General features: G+C 63.9%; 16 protein-coding genes. 8 read left to right on the forward strand and 8 right to left on the reverse strand.

Translation table 11 applies throughout. The features are described from left to right. Entirely contained in the window at positions 1-726 is a 726-nt protein-coding gene (locus tag P3T18_RS29930) for a GNAT family N-acetyltransferase (RefSeq protein WP_429303570.1), read from the reverse strand. Positions 727-831: 105 nt separating this feature from the next. Between P3T18_RS29930 and P3T18_RS29935 the strand changes: the two genes are divergently transcribed. The 3 genes from P3T18_RS29935 to P3T18_RS29945 all read left to right on the forward strand — a co-directional run bounded on the left by P3T18_RS29935 (position 832) and on the right by P3T18_RS29945 (position 3,605). Beyond that, entirely contained in the window at positions 832-2,358 is a 1,527-nt protein-coding gene (locus P3T18_RS29935) for a PLP-dependent aminotransferase family protein (protein WP_429303571.1), read from the forward strand. 235 nt (positions 2,359-2,593) lie between these two features. After that, positions 2,594-2,926 (forward strand): hypothetical protein, encoded by a 333-nt coding sequence (locus P3T18_RS29940; protein ID WP_429303756.1) that lies wholly within the window; start codon positions 2,594-2,596, stop codon positions 2,924-2,926. Between the two features lie 94 nt (positions 2,927-3,020). Then, positions 3,021-3,605: a flavin reductase family protein gene (locus P3T18_RS29945; RefSeq protein WP_429303572.1), complete on the forward strand. Its 585-nt coding sequence runs from the start codon at positions 3,021-3,023 to the stop codon at positions 3,603-3,605. A 13-nt stretch (positions 3,606-3,618) separates the two neighbouring features. On the opposite strand, the gene P3T18_RS29950 is transcribed toward P3T18_RS29945, so the two are convergent. After that, positions 3,619-4,104: an N-acetyltransferase family protein gene (locus P3T18_RS29950; RefSeq protein ID WP_429303573.1), complete on the reverse strand. Its 486-nt coding sequence runs from the start codon at positions 4,102-4,104 to the stop codon at positions 3,619-3,621. Between the two features lie 159 nt (positions 4,105-4,263). Here P3T18_RS29950 and P3T18_RS29955 point away from each other — a divergent pair, with 159 nt between their 5' ends. Beyond that, entirely contained in the window at positions 4,264-4,665 is a 402-nt protein-coding gene (locus tag P3T18_RS29955) for a lysozyme inhibitor LprI family protein (protein ID WP_429303574.1), read from the forward strand. Positions 4,666-4,944: 279 nt separating this feature from the next. Beyond that, positions 4,945-6,210, forward strand: coding sequence for a threonine--tRNA ligase (gene thrS / locus P3T18_RS29960; RefSeq protein WP_429303575.1), 1,266 nt, complete (start codon positions 4,945-4,947; stop codon positions 6,208-6,210). Here the strand turns inward: thrS and P3T18_RS29965 are convergent. Both P3T18_RS29965 and P3T18_RS29970 read right to left on the reverse strand, forming a co-directional pair. Continuing rightward, positions 6,146-7,498 (reverse strand): MFS transporter, encoded by a 1,353-nt coding sequence (locus tag P3T18_RS29965; RefSeq protein ID WP_429303576.1) that lies wholly within the window; start codon positions 7,496-7,498, stop codon positions 6,146-6,148. The genes thrS and P3T18_RS29965 overlap by 65 nt on opposite strands. Positions 7,499-7,507: 9 nt before the next feature. After that, complete coding sequence (locus P3T18_RS29970; protein WP_429303577.1) at positions 7,508-8,923, reverse strand: MmgE/PrpD family protein; 1,416 nt, start codon at positions 8,921-8,923, stop codon at positions 7,508-7,510. A 130-nt stretch (positions 8,924-9,053) separates the two neighbouring features. Between P3T18_RS29970 and P3T18_RS29975 the strand changes: the two genes are divergently transcribed. After that, positions 9,054-9,983 (forward strand): LysR family transcriptional regulator, encoded by a 930-nt coding sequence (locus P3T18_RS29975; RefSeq protein ID WP_429303578.1) that lies wholly within the window; start codon positions 9,054-9,056, stop codon positions 9,981-9,983. 31 nt (positions 9,984-10,014) lie between these two features. Here the strand turns inward: P3T18_RS29975 and P3T18_RS29980 are convergent, their stop codons facing one another. The 4 genes from P3T18_RS29980 to P3T18_RS29995 form a co-directional block, all read right to left on the reverse strand. Continuing rightward, positions 10,015-10,635: a septal ring lytic transglycosylase RlpA family protein gene (locus P3T18_RS29980; protein ID WP_429303579.1), complete on the reverse strand. Its 621-nt coding sequence runs from the start codon at positions 10,633-10,635 to the stop codon at positions 10,015-10,017. Between the two features lie 161 nt (positions 10,636-10,796). Continuing rightward, the gene (locus tag P3T18_RS29985; RefSeq protein WP_429303580.1) at positions 10,797-11,792 is read right to left on the reverse strand and encodes an NAD(P)H-quinone oxidoreductase; all 996 of its coding nucleotides are present in this window, start codon (positions 11,790-11,792) and stop codon (positions 10,797-10,799) included. Continuing rightward, positions 11,789-12,127 carry a carboxymuconolactone decarboxylase family protein gene (locus P3T18_RS29990; RefSeq protein WP_429303581.1) on the reverse strand — a complete coding sequence of 113 codons (339 nt, stop codon included), beginning with the start codon at positions 12,125-12,127 and terminating at the stop codon, positions 11,789-11,791. The genes P3T18_RS29985 and P3T18_RS29990 overlap by 4 nt, the downstream gene beginning before the upstream one ends. Before the next feature lie 13 nt (positions 12,128-12,140). Continuing rightward, positions 12,141-13,577 carry an NAD-dependent succinate-semialdehyde dehydrogenase gene (locus P3T18_RS29995; RefSeq protein WP_429303582.1) on the reverse strand — a complete coding sequence of 479 codons (1,437 nt, stop codon included), beginning with the start codon at positions 13,575-13,577 and terminating at the stop codon, positions 12,141-12,143. 256 nt (positions 13,578-13,833) lie between these two features. On the opposite strand from P3T18_RS29995, the gene P3T18_RS30000 reads away from it, so the two are divergent. Further along, positions 13,834-14,781, forward strand: coding sequence for a LysR family transcriptional regulator (locus P3T18_RS30000; protein WP_429303583.1), 948 nt, complete (start codon positions 13,834-13,836; stop codon positions 14,779-14,781). Positions 14,782-14,904: 123 nt separating this feature from the next. Next, on the forward strand, positions 14,905-15,429 hold the full coding sequence (locus P3T18_RS30005; protein ID WP_429303584.1) for an acyl-CoA thioesterase: 525 nt from the start codon (positions 14,905-14,907) through the stop codon (positions 15,427-15,429).

Raw genomic sequence — 15,429 nt, forward strand, 5'->3', positions numbered from 1 at the left:
TCAGAGCGACTTGCGCTGGCGTGCGATCAGGTTCGCCAGATTCGCTTTCTGCTGGCCTTGTGCATCGAAGTTGCCGGCGTCGAGCCATTGCGCGTAGCCGTCGCGCAATGCAGGCCATTCGCCGTCGATGACGGAAAACCATGCCGTGTCGCGATTGCGTTCGTGATACACGATGGCCTGCCGGAAGATCCCTTCGAAGCTGAAGCCGTAGCGCAACGCCGCGCTTCGTGACGGGCCGTTCAGCGAATCGCATTTCCATTCGAAGCGGCGATAGCCCAGTTCGTCGAAGACATGTTGCATGAGCAGAAACATGGCTTCGGTGGCGACGCGAGTGCGCTTCAGTCGCGGCGAATACGTGACGTGTCCTACTTCGATCACGCCGTTCGCACGGTCGATGCGCATCAGCGCCAGGGTGCCGATTGCCTTGCCCGTCGCCAGATCGATCACGGCGTAATGGAGCGGATCGGGGGACGCGGCGGCGCGCGTCAGGTGCTCGCGATAGGCGTCGAGTGTCTCGAACGGGCCGACTGCGAGATAGGTCCAGTCGCGGCCGTCCGTCGCCGAGCGATACGCGTCGAACAGGTCGGCCGCGTGGCGCTCCACGTTCACCCGTTCGATGCGGCAATACTGCCCCGCCAGCGGTTCGCGGCCGGGCGCCTGCGCGCCGTGCCAGTCCGGCACCGGTGCGCCGATGGGCTGCTCGTACGCGTTACGTCTGGGTTCCATGTCTGCTCTCCTGTGGGTAATGGGTCGTGGCCTGACGCAAACGATACGGCAAACGTGGTATGTTAAAAAGATCCACGCGAAGCGCATTTGATGGGTCCAGGCGGCATGATCGAAATCATCGGCCCGCTCGGCACGGCGGCGGCCGGCAGCGGGCAAGGCGGCACGAGCGGCGCCAGCAGCGCCAGTGGCACGAGTGGCACCAGCGACCAGCGTGCGACGCTGCAAAAGCAGCTCATCGAGCGATTGCAGCAGGCGATCCTCACGGGCCGCTTGCCGGCCGGTTCGCTGCTGCCGTCGTCGCGCATACTCGCCGCGGAGATGGGCGTCTCGCGCAATACGGTGGTGATTGCCTACGAGCATCTGGCGGCGGTCGGATACGTGTTCGCCGACCGCAAAGGCACGCGCGTGAGTCCGCTTTCCAGTCCGACGGCACGCGGCGAGTCGCGGGTGACGGCGCCGCAGCCCGAGGTGACGTATGCCACGCGCGTGGATCAGTTCACGGCCACTCGCACATACGCCGACAACACCTTGCCGCTCACGCCCGGCATGCCCGCGCTGGATCGTTTCCCGCTGGCCGCGTGGCGGCGCGCGCTCGAAAAATCCATGGACCAGGCTTTGCCGCTGGCGCTGGGTTATGGTCATCCGTTGGGCGAGCCGGCGTTACGCGACGCGATTGCCGCGCATCTGCGCATGGCGCGCGGCGTGCGCTGCGACGGCTCGCAAGTGGTGATCACCGAAGGTGCGCAGGAAGCGTTGAACCTGTGCGTGCGTCTGTTCACCAATCCGGGCGACATCGCCTGGGTCGAAGATCCGGGCTATCGCGGCGCCAAAGCGGCTTTCAACGTCGGTGACCTGAACACGCTGCCGATGCCGGTCGACGCCGAAGGCATCGCCGTGCCGCCCGACGCCTGGCGCACGCATCCACCGAAGCTGATCTACACCTCGCCCGCGCATCAGTATCCGACCGGCGCGGTGCTGTCGGTGGCGCGGCGGCTGGAGTTGATCGCGCAGGCGCGCCGTTGCGGCGCGTGGCTGGTGGAAGACGACTACGACGGCGAATTCCGTCACACCGGCGAGCCCATCGCCAGCATGCAAGGTCTCGTGGACGACGCGCCGGTGCTGTACGTCGGCTCGTTCAGCAAAACGATGTTCCCGGCGTTGCGGATCGGTTTCGCGGTGCTGCCGCGCGCGATTGCCGCGCGCACGGCGGTGGCGTTGCACGAGATGTTGCGCGGCGGTCATCGGCTGGAGCAACTGGCGCTCGCGCAGTTCATCGTGAGCGGCGAATTTGGGCGGCACCTCGGACGCATGCGGCGTCTGTATCGCGAGCGTCAGCAGGCTTTGCGCGACGCGCTCGCCGCGCATTTCGAGCCGGCGCAGATTCTCGGCGGCGATTGCGGCATGCATCTGACCTTGCGGCTGCCGCCCGCAATCGACGATCACGCCCTTGCCGAAGGCGCGCGGGCGCACGGTCTCAACCCGCGCGCGCTGTCCGGTTTTGCGCTGCAACCGCGCGCCGACGCGAACGGTCTCGTGATTGGCTACGGCAGTACGCCAGCCGAACAACTCGCCCCTGCCGTCGGCGTTCTGGCAGGCCTGGCGGGGCGCCTGACGAAAACGTACACCGTGTAACTTTAAAGGTTTGTCCGCGTGGCCCATGTCGCGCTATCGTGTCGTCTATGCGCGGCGATTTTCGAAGCGTGACGCACGCAGAACTGACGAAACAATCGCCCGCAGGTCATGCCCGCCGCACCGTCAGGCCACACCGGCCGGCAGGCGGCGCGCGCCCGTGGGCTGGTGGCAGACCCGGGCATGAAGCATGCCTTTAATGTGCCTATCGATGACGATTTATCTGACCGGAGACGACATGAAGGAAATCGAACCGACCGCATGGTTTGAGCTGGCCGCCCACACGCCTGTACGCGAAGGGTGGTACGAGGTGCAGTTGACGAGCGGCGACACGGCGTTTGCAAAATATGGCGACGGCGTCTGGACTGAAAAACCGCTGCTGGTCTTCACGCACTGGCGAGGCTTGTCCGCCGATCCGTCGAAGGCGGCCGAGGGCGAGACCGAGTCGATCGGCGCCGAAGCCACCGCGGCCCAAGGCGTGCGCGCCGCATGGAACGCATTCTTCCCGGGGCTCGGCGAAGAACAGCACAAACCGCTCGACGCCTTGCCGAACGGTAAAGCGCCTCACTGAGCATCGAGGTAAACGAGGCGGCGCCCGAGCGGCGGCCGCCTTCCCGGTTCCGGGTGCCCTACAATCGCCCTCATCATTCGATGCGGAAGAAAGTATGAACGTCACCCGAGAACCCGTGGCCCTGTCGCGCGCCACGCAATTGCTGAATCACGGACCTGTCACGATCGTCACCAGCGCCCACGGCGGCCGCTCGAACGTCATGGCCGCCTCCTGGGCCATGCCGCTCGATTTCAATCCGCCGAAAGTGGTCGTGGTGGTGGACAGCCGCACGCTGACGCGTCAGCTGATCGACGCCAGCGGGGTGTTCGGCCTGCAATTGCCGAGCCGCGGATTCGCCGCGCAGACCCTCGCGGTGGGCTCCAGTGCGGGTGCCGAACTCGACAAATTTTCCGCCTTCGATCTCGAGACATTTGCCGCCCAGCAGATCGACGTGCCGATGCTGGCAGGCTGCCTCGCCTGGATGGAATGCAAGGTCATTCCGGACGAGAGCCAGCGCCACGATCTGATCATCGGCGAAGTGGTGGCTGCCTACGCGGATAGCCGCGTGTATTCGCAGAACCGCTGGCATTTCGGCGACGACCCGAACCTGCGCACCTGCCACTACATTGCAGGCGGCGCGTTCTTCGCCACGGGCGACGCGTTCGAAGTCGAACCGGTGGCGAGCAGCGCCGCGCAGTAATGCGCTTCGCGCGTCAAACGCGTCCTTCCGCAAACGCTGTCAGCGCATCGCCCGCGAGCCGGTAACGTACCCACTCGCTCTGCGCGCTCGCGCCGATTGCTTCGTAAAAACCGATGGCCGGTTCGTTCCAGTCGAGCACGCTCCACTCGAAACGGCCGCAGCCTGTCTCGCAGGCAATGCGCGCGAGATGACGCAACATCTGTTTGCCCGCGCCGCTGCCGCGAAATTTCGGCGACACGTACAGGTCTTCCAGATACAGCCCTTGCTTGCCGAGCCACGTGGAATACGACAGGAAGTACACGCAGAAGCCGATGGCTTCGCCGTCCATTTCGCAGATCAGCGCTTTGGCCGGCGAGCCGGGCGAGAAGAGACTGGTCTCGATGTCTTGCGCGGTGGCAACCACTTCATGTTCGGCTTTCTCGTACACCGCGAGTTCGGTGATGAAGCGGAGAATCAGCGAGGCATCGGCACGTTGGGCGGGGCGGATCTGGATGGACAAGATAAATGCTCGGTCGGAGTGTGGATCGAAGTTGACGCAGCAAGCCATGGTCGGCTCGAATCCCTATCCTATCGTTTATCCTGCCGATGTGGCGAGCCACGCTGCGCGATTCATGCGGCGGCTTGCTCCGTTTCCCATTCCAATGTTCGAGGTTCTTTCATGAAGCGTTTGTCGATTCTGGCCGTGGCGTGCGCGTGTGTGACCTTCGGCGGTTATGTCCGCGCCGAATCGATCGATTGCAGCAAAGCCGTGGACCAGGCTTCGCTCAATCATTGCGCCGGTCTCGACTATCAGTCGGCCGACAGGAAGCTCAACGACACCTACGGCCAACTGCTGAAAAAAGTCAGTCCGCACGGCAAGCCGCTGTTGCAGAAAGCCGAGCGCGCATGGGTGGCGTATCGCGACGCGCAATGCAATTTTCTGACGTCCTCGCCCGATTTTTACAGCGCCCAGCCGATGATCCACGCTTCCTGTCTGACGCGCCTGACGAAAGATCAAACCCGTCTGCTCGACGAACAATTGCATTGCCAGGAAGGCGATATCGGTTGCGGGCAGCAGTAAGGGGAAACGACCTGCTGCATCACAATTGCGGTTGACGTCCCCGCACAAAATCGATTACTGTCGATTCATGCACTCTCTCCCGATTCGCGCCGCTGCCGTCACCACCACCACGACCACCCTCAGGGGCGGGTCGTCGGGAGGTAGTGCGCGCTAGCAGTACGAAGCAGTGGCAGACCACCGAAGGCCCCGCCGGAAACGGACGGGGCCTTCGGCATTTCTGGACCTCCGTTTGCGGCATCACTCACGACACCGCAGGTTCATTCAAAACGGAGCAGCACTGTGAACGATATCGATCATCGCGTACTCGGCAACAAACTCGACCTCTTCCATCAACAGGAGGAAGGCGCCGGCATGGTGTTCTGGCATCCGCGCGGCTGGGAGTTGTATCGCGTGCTGGAAGAATTTATCCGCGCACGCATGCGGCGCGCGGGTTTCCGCGAGATACGCACGCCGCAATTGCTGGCGCGCTCGCTGTGGGAGAAGAGCGGACACTGGGAAAAATTCGGCGCGGCGATGTATTCGCTTGCCGACGCGGAAGAGGGCCGCGCGCTGTGCCTGAAACCGATGAGCTGTCCGTGTCATGTGCAGGTGTTCAATCAGCGGGTCAGGTCGTATCGCGAATTGCCGGTGCGTTATAGCGAATTCGGCGCATGCCATCGAGACGAGCCGTCGGGTTCGCTGGAAGGACTCAAACGCACGCGCGCGTTCGTGCAGGACGACGCTCATGTGTTCTGCGCGCACGCTCATATCGAAGCCGAGGTTGCGCGCTTCTGCGCCTTGCTGCGCGGCGTGTATGCCGACCTCGGTTTTCCTTCGTTCAAGGTGGCGCTGGCGACGCGCCCCGTGCAGCGCGCCGGCAGCGACGAGGTCTGGGACCGCGCCGAAGCCGCACTCGCGCAAGCGGCACGTGCCGCCGGACTCGAATTCGAGGTGCTCGAAGGCGAAGGCGCGTTTTACGGCCCGAAGCTGGAATTCCATCTGACGGACAGCCGCGAGCGCAACTGGCAATGCGGCACGATCCAGCTCGATTTCGTGTTGCCCGAACGGCTCGACGCGGAGTTCGTCAACGAGCGCAACGAACGCGAGCGGTCGGTGATGATCCATCACGCTGTATTGGGCAGCATGGAGCGCTTCATCGCCATGCTGCTGGAGCATCACGAGGGCTGGCTGCCGCTGTGGCTCGCACCCGAGCAGATCGTGGTCGCCACGATCAGCGACGCCAACGTGGACTACGCGCAGGAGGCAATGCAGATGCTCGACGATGCCGGACTCCGAGCCGTGCTCGATGCGCGTCCGGAACGGCTGGAGAAAAAGATCGTGGACGCGCGCGAGAAGCAGGTGCCGATTCTCGTGGCATTGGGTTCGCGCGATCAACGCGACCGGACGATCAGCATCCGCATGCGCGATGGACAGCAGCAGACGCTCCCCATCGCGGACGGCGTCGAGCAATTGCGCGCGGCGTCGCTGCCGCCGCCGAATCTCAACGACGCGCTTCTTCGTCGATCACCGAACGATGCCGCGTCTCCGGCATCAGCACGTACGTGATGAGCGAAATGGCGGCGCACACGCTGACGTAGTAGAAGAACCACGATTCGTGACCCGCATGCTTGAAGCGTAGAGCCAGGTACTCGGTGGTGCCGCCCATCACCGAGGACACGATCGCGAACGGCAAGCCGACGCCGAGTGCGCGAACCCGCGCAGGAAAAAGCTCCGACTTGACCAGCCAGTGAATCGACGAAAAACCGCTCAGAATACCGAGCGCCGCGAGATTCAAGGCGAACGCGGTGAGCGCGCTATGTGTTTCGCCGAGCGCATGCATCAGCGGTACGGTGAGGAACGTGCCGCCTACGCCGAAGATCATCATGACCGGCCGCCGTCCGATCAGATCCGACAGCAGCCCGAAAAGCGGCTGAAAACCCATGTAGATGACGAGCGCGAGCGTGGCGATGAGCGTCGCGGTGTCGCGGCTGAAGCCCGTGCTGTTGACCATGAACTTCTGCAGATAGATCGTGAACGTGTAGAACGCGACCGTTCCGCCGATGCTGATGCCGATAGTCCAGAGTGTCTGGCGCCGATGCTGGATCAACAACTCCAGCAGACTGCCGCGCTGCGTTTGCCCTTCAGACGCGGCGTTTGAATTGAGGGCGCCTTCGCGCTCGAATGCATCGGTCTCGGCAATGCCGCGCCGCAAATACAGCGCGAAGACGGCCAGCACGCCGCCGATCGCAAACGGAATCCGCCATCCCCATTGTTCGAGTTGCGTGGGGGTCAGCACGAGCCGTTGCAAAACAAGCATGAGCGCGAGCGCCACCAGCTGACCCATCACCACGGTCACCTGAACGAAGCCGACGAAGAATCCGCGTCGCCCGGTGGGCGCCATTTCGCTCAGATAAGTCGCGCTGGTGCCGGCTTCGCCACCCATGCTGAAGCCTTGCAGCAAACGCGCGCAGACCAGCACGGCGGGCGCGGCCACGCCGATGGTCGCGTACGTCGGCGTGAGGGCGATAATCAGCGAGCCGACGCTCATCATCGCGACGGAAACGCTCAACGCCACGCGGCGACCGCGCCGGTCCGCGAGTGCGCCGATGGCCCAGCTTCCGAGCGGCCGCACCACGTAACCGATTGCCGCAACCGCAGCGGCGTTCAGGAGTTGTGCGGTCTGATTACCGCCGGGAAAGAACGCCTTGCTGAAGTAGATGGAAAAGATCGAATACGCGAGAAAGTCGTACCACTCGATGACGTTGCCCGCGCTGCCGCCGATAATCGAACGTAAGCGTTCGCGTCGAGCGGCGGGCGTAATGGGCAGGCTGACGGTGTGCGCTGTGGCGGCCACGTTAGCTCCTCAGGCGGCGATCGCGAGAAGGCGCGCAAGCTCGCTTGCGTCGGCCTGATCTTCGGCGTGCATGACCCAGTCTGCGATGCGGGCAATCTGCTCCGCGCCGACGCGGTGCGATGCCAGCTTTCGCATCTTGCCGACGATATCCGCTTCGCTGGCAAAGGCGTGTTCGCTGCCGCGCTGCGACTCGACGGTTTCTTCGAGCCGCGTGCCGTCGCGCAACAGCACCTCGACACGCACCATATGCCGCAGCAGCGAACCGCGTGCCGTGATCGCCGGATCTTCGACAACCTCGACGCGCTCGGCGAGCGCCATGCGCTGCGGGTCCGCCACCTTTTCCTCGCTGAACTGGTCGACGAATACATCGCCTTCCAGCAGGAGCGTGGCGACGCAGTACGGCAGGTTCAACTGGGCGGATGTGAGCCCTTGCGGCACGTATTTCCAGCCGACGTGGTCCACCGTCACGCGCGAACCGTGCACGATGACGCGCTCGATGTCGTCCGCGCCGAACGGATGACGCGCCTGCATGGCGCGAATCGCGTCGAGCGTCGTGTGATTGCTGCCGACGCAGGAGTAGAACTTGAGCGCGATGCGCATCGTTTCGAAGCGTTCGCCGAGGCCGTCTACGAGTTGCGTCAGATCGTAGCGGTCTGTCGAGCGCGAGAACGTGCTGCAAAATCCGCCGTATGGATTTTCGAATACGTCGACGATACCGGTGAAGCCGTTCTTCGCGAGCAACGCGCCATACAGGCCGCTTTGGGCGGCGCGTCCCGCGTGCATCCGTTTGACCATCGCGCCGAACTGCGCGGCCATCAGTCCCGACGCCTGCGTGCCGCCGATGCCGAGCGCGTGCACGGTCTGCTGCGTATCGAGCCGCAGCGCGGCGGCCGCACCGGCCGCCGCCGAGAACACGCCGACGGTCGCGCCCGAATGCCAGCCCTGCGCAATATGCTCCGGTCCCATGCACATGCCGACACGCGGACCCACTTCATATCCGGCCACACAGGCGCGTAGAAACTCGCGACCCGTCATCGGCTGAGTCGCGGACAACGAATCGGCGACGGCCAGCACGGCCGGCAACGTCACTGCGCCCACATGCAAAACGCCGACGCGATGCACGTCGTCGAGTTCGAAGCTCTGGATCAGGGTGCCGTTCACCAGAGCGGCGTGCGGCGCGGACAAACGCAGCGGCATGCCCCACACCTGCGAACCCGGCGTGGAGTCGACCTGCTGCAACGTGTCCGCGAGGATACGACTCCACGGCAAACCGGCGCCGAATAGCGCGCAGCCGAGCGAGTCGAGAATCAGCAGCTTGATACGCGCCAGCACATCGGCCGGAATCGCCTCGTACTGCAAGCCCGCGACGAATGCGGCCATGGCGCCGGTGTAAGGGTTGGCGCCGACTTCTTTCTGCTGATTCATGGGTCTCCTCGTGCTCTTTGAATGAGCTTGCTGAAATGTCTCGCCCTCAGTATGTCCAGCCCCGGCGTGTTTGTGAATTGCACGCAACGTGATTATTATTGCGTCACGTGCAAGAGTGGAAGGAGTGTGGATGAACCGGTTTCCGGGTGTCGATCTCGATCTGTTGCGGGCGTTCGTGGCGGTCGCGTCGCATGTGTCGTTCAACGACGCCGCGATTGAACTGAACCTCTCGGCGTCGGCGTTGACGCGGCGCATCAAGCGGCTCGAAGACGCGCTCGACGTGATGTTGTTCGAGCGCACGACACGCAACGTCGCCCTCACGGCGTCCGGAGACCTGTTGCTGCCGCGCGCCCAGGGCGTGCTGCGCGAACTCGACGCCGCGCTCGAACTCGTGAGCGACGCCACGCGGATTCGAGCCGGGCAATTGACCATCGCGTGCATTCCGACAGTTGCGAAATTCATGTTGCCGAAAATTGTCGGCAGCTATCACAAGCGGCGGCCGGAAGTGCGGCTTAGGCTCATCGAAGCGAATCTCGCGACAGTCGTGCAGCGCGTGACGAATGGCGAGGCCGAGTTCGGCATCGCGTTCCTGGTGAACGACTCACCGGAACTCGCCATCGACGAATTGCTGGTCGATCCCTACGTGCTGGCCTGTCCGGCGGATCACCCGCTGGCTGCGAACGAGCATGTGAGCTGGCCGGAGCTGCGGCCTTGGCCGCTGATCGTCTCCGGTACATCGAGTGGCAACCGGCGCATGCTCGACGCCGCGCTCAGACATATCGACTGGCGGCCCGACCGGCTGATCGAAATCGAACATTTGACCACCTCGCTCGGGCTCGTCGAAGCGGGTCTCGGCATCTCGATCATTCCGCGCTGTGCTGCGCCGCGCGATGCGAATTCACGCATCGCCATTCGTCCGCTGGTGGAGCCGACCGTCGCGCGAACCATTGGTCTGATCCGTCGTCGCGATGCAGCGCTCTCTTCGATTGCGCGTGACTTCCGCCTCGCGCTGCGCCGCATGGCGCCATTCGATCCGACGATATTGCGTGAAGCGGTTTGAGCGGCGACGTCGTCGCGCACTCACCACCCAATCAGAACGACGAGTGCCCGTTTTTCGCTTCAGTCGTCGCGGGCGTTTTGCCGTTCGGCGTTTGAGTCGCACCAGTACCCGTTTTTATGCTGCCGTCGGGTTGCGGCACTTCGATCGGTTTGACTTCGACGGGCGCCGTGCCGTTTTCTTTCAGACCGAGTTTGTCGGCGGTCTTGGGGGACACGTCGACGATCCGGTTCTTCACATACGGGCCGCGATCCCTGATTTCCACCACTTCGCTCGCACCCGTTTGTAGATTCGTCACGCGCGCGGTGGTACCGAGCGGCAGTGTTTTGCTCGCCGCGGTATTCGACTGCGGATTCATCGGTGTGCCGTCGGCCATTTTCTTCTGATAGAAATTGCGGCCGTAATACGAGGCCACGCCTTTGCGCGTTTTGCCGCTGTGGTCGAGCGGCGCGTGATTCGCGCCGGTCTGGCTCGTCGACACGACCGGCATGGCCGGGCGACCTGGCGACGATGTGGCGGTGTGAGTGGACGCGGTGGAAGCGGTCGGGGGAGCAGCGGCGGCGAGCAGACAGCAGGGAAGAAGCAGCAGCGGTGCCGCTCGGTGAACGAGTCGAAAGAGCGAATTCGCCGCAGTGGTATGAAGAATGTCTTTCATCGACCACTCCTTTTGCGCCGGTCGAGCAGTAGCTAACGCCATGCTGGGTACGCTCTGGATAGCAATCAGGATACCTGACCGGTAATTCGTTCCCGTCTCGCGATGAACCGATCGACACTGCGATTTCCTCAGCTTAATGTCGCCTACTCGCCGCGTCGCGTTTAGCGCAATGCGTCCATGGTCAGAATGATCTTGCCGACATTCGCGGACGACTCCATGCGCCGATGCGCATCCGCTGCACGCGCGAGTGCAAAGGTGCTGTCCACGACCGGCTCCAGACTCGCTCCGCCTTCGAAGCGCTCGAGCCAATGCTCGCGAAAACGCTTCACCATATCGTGCTTGTCCGCTTGCGGGCGCGACTTCATGACGGTTCCCATGATCTGGAGATGGCGATAAAGAATCTGCTCCAGTTCGACGCCGACATTGCCGCCGCCGCCGAGTATGCCCACCTGCACGAGCCGTCCTCCGTTGGCCAGCGAGGCGATATTGCGCGCGAAATACGGCGCGCCCACAAAGTCGATCACGACATCCACGCCGCGTCCGTTCGTCGCTTTGGCGATGACGTCGGCGAAATCCTGCGTGCGGTAATCGATCGTGACTTCCGCGCCGAGTTGCGACACGCGTTCGAGTTTGCTCGCCTCGGCCGTGGCGAAAACCGCTGCGCCGGTCGCGTAGGCGAGTTGCACGGCGGCCGAGCCCACGCCGCCCGCCGCCGCATGAATCAGCACGGCGTCGCCACGCTTGAGTCGGCCAAGATGCAGCATGGCCTCGTGTGCGGTGACGAACACCTCGGGAATCGCCGCGGCGTGGACGTAGTCGAGCGAGTCGGGAATGGGCATCGCCATGCGGTAGTCGATGCGCGCCAGCTCCGCATACGCGCCGCCGCCTACGACGCCCATGACGCGATCGCCCACCTTGAAGCCGTTGGTGTCGCTGCCCGCCTCGATGACTTCGCCCGCGATTTCGAGTCCCATGATCGTCGATTCGCCGAAGTTGGGGCGGCCGTAGCCGCCGCGTCGGTGTGTGAGGTCGGCGCGATTCACGCCGGCCGCGTGCACGCGCACCAGTAGATCGGTCGGACGCACGTCGGGTGCGGGTGCGTCGTTGAGTTGCAGGACGTCGGCGTCGCCGAATTCGTCGAATGTGATGGCTTTCATGCTTTGGCTTCCGGTGATTGATCGAGTGTGGCCTGCGCGACGGCTGACGCCGAAATGGCGGCCGGGAATCCGGCGTAGAACGCGAGGTGCGTGACGGCCGCCGAGAGTTCGTCGCGCGTCACGCCGTTCGCGAGCGCCCGGCGCAGATGCGCGGGCAGTTCGTCGAGATGGCCGCCCGCAATCAGCGCGGCCACGGTGATCAGGCTGCGATCGCGCGGCGCGAGCGCCGGGTCGTTCCAGATGCGCGGATACAAGGTGTCGTCGACGAACTCTGCGAGCTTCGGCGTAAAGGCGCGCGCGGCTTCGCGCGGGCTGCTGAAATTGGCGTGTGACATGGCTCGCTCCCGCTCAGACCTGGCTGATGAATTTGTTGGTGAGATAGAAGCCGATACCTTCGGCGCCGCCTTCCGACCCATGACCGCTTTCCTTCATGCCGCCGAACGGCAGTTCCGTCGACACGATGCGGTACTGGTTGATGCCGATCATTCCGGCTTCGAGTCCGTCGCCCACGTCGAGCGCGGTGCGCGCGTTGCTGGTGAACGCATAAGCCGACAAACCGTACGGGAGCCGGTTGGCTTCGGCGAGACCGTCGGCGAGCGTGTCGAACGGCATCAACACGGCGATTGGTCCGAACGGTTCTTCGTGCATGACACGCGCGTCCATCGGAACGTCGGCGAGCACGGTGGGTTCGAAGAAAAACGCGTCACCCTCGATCCGCTTGCCGCCCACGAGCACGCGCGCGCCTCGTGCCACCGCGTCGGCAATCAGTTCTTCCATCTTGGCCAGTTGACGTGCGTTGGCGAGCGGGCCGACCTGAGTGCCCGGCTGCATGCCGTCGCCGACCTTGAGCGCGCGTGCCGCCGTCACGAAGTGCTCGACGAACTCGTCGTAGACACCGCGCTGAATCAGAAAGCGTGTCGACGAGATGCAGATCTGGCCGGTGCCGCGAAACCGGTTGGCGACGCCGCCCACGGCCGCGCTGCGGACATCGGCGTCGTCGAATACCAGCACGGGGCCGTGGCCGCCGAGTTCGAGTGTGATCGGCTTCACGCCTTCGGCGGCACGCGCCGACAGCAAGCGCCCGATCGGCACCGAACCCGTGAACGTCACCTTGCGGATCACCGGCGAGGCGATCAGGTGCTTCGAGACCTCGTCCGGCACGCCGAAGACCACTTGCAGCACGCCCTTGGGCAAGCCGGCATCGTCCAGCGCGCGGGCGAGCGCCAGCGCCGTGGCGGGGCTTTCCTCGCCCGGCTTGATGACCACGCTGCAGCCGGCCGCGAGCGCCGCGGACAATTTGCGAGCCGGCGTGATGGCGGGAAAATTCCACGGTGTGAAGGCGGCCACCGGGCCGATTGCCTGACGCTTCACCAGTTGCTGCACGCCGGGGCGATTCGACGGCACCACGCGGCCGTCGATGCGGCGCGCTTCTTCGGCGAACCATTCGAAGTAGTCGGCGGCGCGCAGCACTTCGTCGCTGCTTTCGCCGAGCGGCTTGCCTTCTTCGAGCGTCATGAGCGTCGCGATGTGCGAAGCGCGTTCGCGGATCAGGTCGGCGGCCCGTTTGAGCACGCGGGCACGCTCGGCGGGCACGGTGTTGCGCCACACCTGGAAGGCACGCTGCGCCGTGGCGAGCGCGCGGTCCAGATCCGCCGCAGTGGCGAGCGGCACGCGGCCAAGCTCGGTTCGCGTGGCGGGATTGACGACGCTGGCCGTGTCGCGGCCGTCGGCGTGCAGCCATTCGCCGTCGATGAAAAGGTAGAGCGGGTCGTACGATGCGTTCATGACAATCACCTCTGACTGGGTTCCGAATCCTTAAAAGCCGGCTTTCCGGGCGCCGTCTGGCGCTAAGTGCCGGGGTATGGAACGCAGTCTATGAGGCAAGCGCCGATCGAATTAGAGGGGCGGCAGGGAAACATTCTTGTCGCCAGCAGCAATATCGCCGGCACCTTGCGTGGCTTGCGCCGGAATGGCGCCGGAATCATCATGCGCAATGAAAATGCGCTAGCGTGCCGTCTGACGATCAACCGGGATGGACTCCATGGACAAGTTCTACAACATGTCGGTGTATGCGAAAGTGGTCGAAATGGGCAGCTTCACAGCGGTCGCGAACCATCTCGATTCGACCGTGGGCAACGTGTCGCGCGCGGTGTCCTCGCTGGAAGAAGCGCTCAATACGCGCCTGTTGCAACGGTCCACGCGGCGTCTTTCCGTGACCGACGCAGGACGGCGCTTCTATGAACGCTGCGCGGCCATCCTTGCCGATCTCGATCAGGCCGAAGCCGAAGCGCGCGACGCGCTGCTCGAACCGCGCGGCACCTTGCGGGTCCACTGCGTGCCGGGTCTCGGGCGTCAGTTGCTGACGCGCGCGGTGCTGGCCTATCGCGAGGCGTTTCCGCAAGTGGGCGTCGATCTGCTGTTGTCGCAACGCATGCCGAACCTGCTGGAAGATCAGCTCGACGTCTCGATCGTGATTGCGCGCACCTTGCCGGATTCGGCTTACGTGAGCCAGAAAATCGGCAGCAGCCATTGCGTGCTGGCCGCCTCGCCCGCGTATCTCGAACGGCATGCCGCGCCGTCGACGCCGGAAGATCTCATCGACCATGCCTGCCTGTTGCTGGCAACCGTGGACTACGCCGCCGACGAATGGAACCTGACGAGCGCCGCAGGCAGCGTCACGTTCCGGCCGACCGGCCCGAACCTGTGCGTGAACGACATGGAAGCGATGGCGCTGGCGTTGCGCGAGGGCGCGGGCATCGGATTGCTGGCGGGTTTTTGCGCCATCGACGGTCTGCGCGACGGATCGCTCGTTCGCGTGTTGCCCGACTATCACACCTATTCACGCAACGTCTACGCGGTCTATTCGTCGCGTCAGTTCGTGGATGCAAAGGTGAAACGCTTCATCGAAGTGCTGAAAACGCTCGTCGGCGTGGAGCTGGAAGCGTTCGCGAGCGAACTCGGCATTGACTCGGCAGAGCCGCTCCCGTAGCCGCTTTTTCGAGTGCGCGCTCTACAGATTGCGCCCCCACGTAACTCCCGGATGAAGCTCGCGCGACTACCATGCACGTTTTGATGCCGCGCGCGGCGCTCTTTCTCTCACCGGGTTTTTCGCATGAATCTGATCGTCCGTCTGCTGTTTCTGTTGCTCACCAGTTCGCGCCGTAGCCGGCTGCATGTACTCGACACTTGCGTCACGCCGTTTCGTGTCTGGCTGAACGACCTCGACGTACTGATGCACATGAACAACGGCCGCTATTTCACGATCCTCGATCTCGCGCGCGTCGACCTGATGATGCGCAGCGGTCTCTGGCGGCAACTGAAAGCACAGGGCTGGTATCCGGTCGTCACACTGGAGACCATGCGCTTTCACCGCTCGCTCGAACTCAATGATCGCTATAACGTCGAGACGCGCGTGATCGGTTGGGACGAGAAGCATATTTTTCTCGAACAGGGCTTCGTGCGCGATGGCGTACAGGTTGCATTGGCGATAGTGCGCGCACGTTTTCTGAAGCGTAGCGGCGGCGTGGTGACAACCGCCGAGCTGATGCAACTCTCGGATGTCACGCAGGATTCGCCTGCATTGCCGGAATGGGTGGCGCGCTGGAGCGAGGCCGACGGCGGCATGACGTTCCAGTGA

The organism is Paraburkholderia sp. GAS199 (assembly GCF_050436585.1).
Lineage (GTDB): Bacteria > Pseudomonadota > Gammaproteobacteria > Burkholderiales > Burkholderiaceae > Paraburkholderia.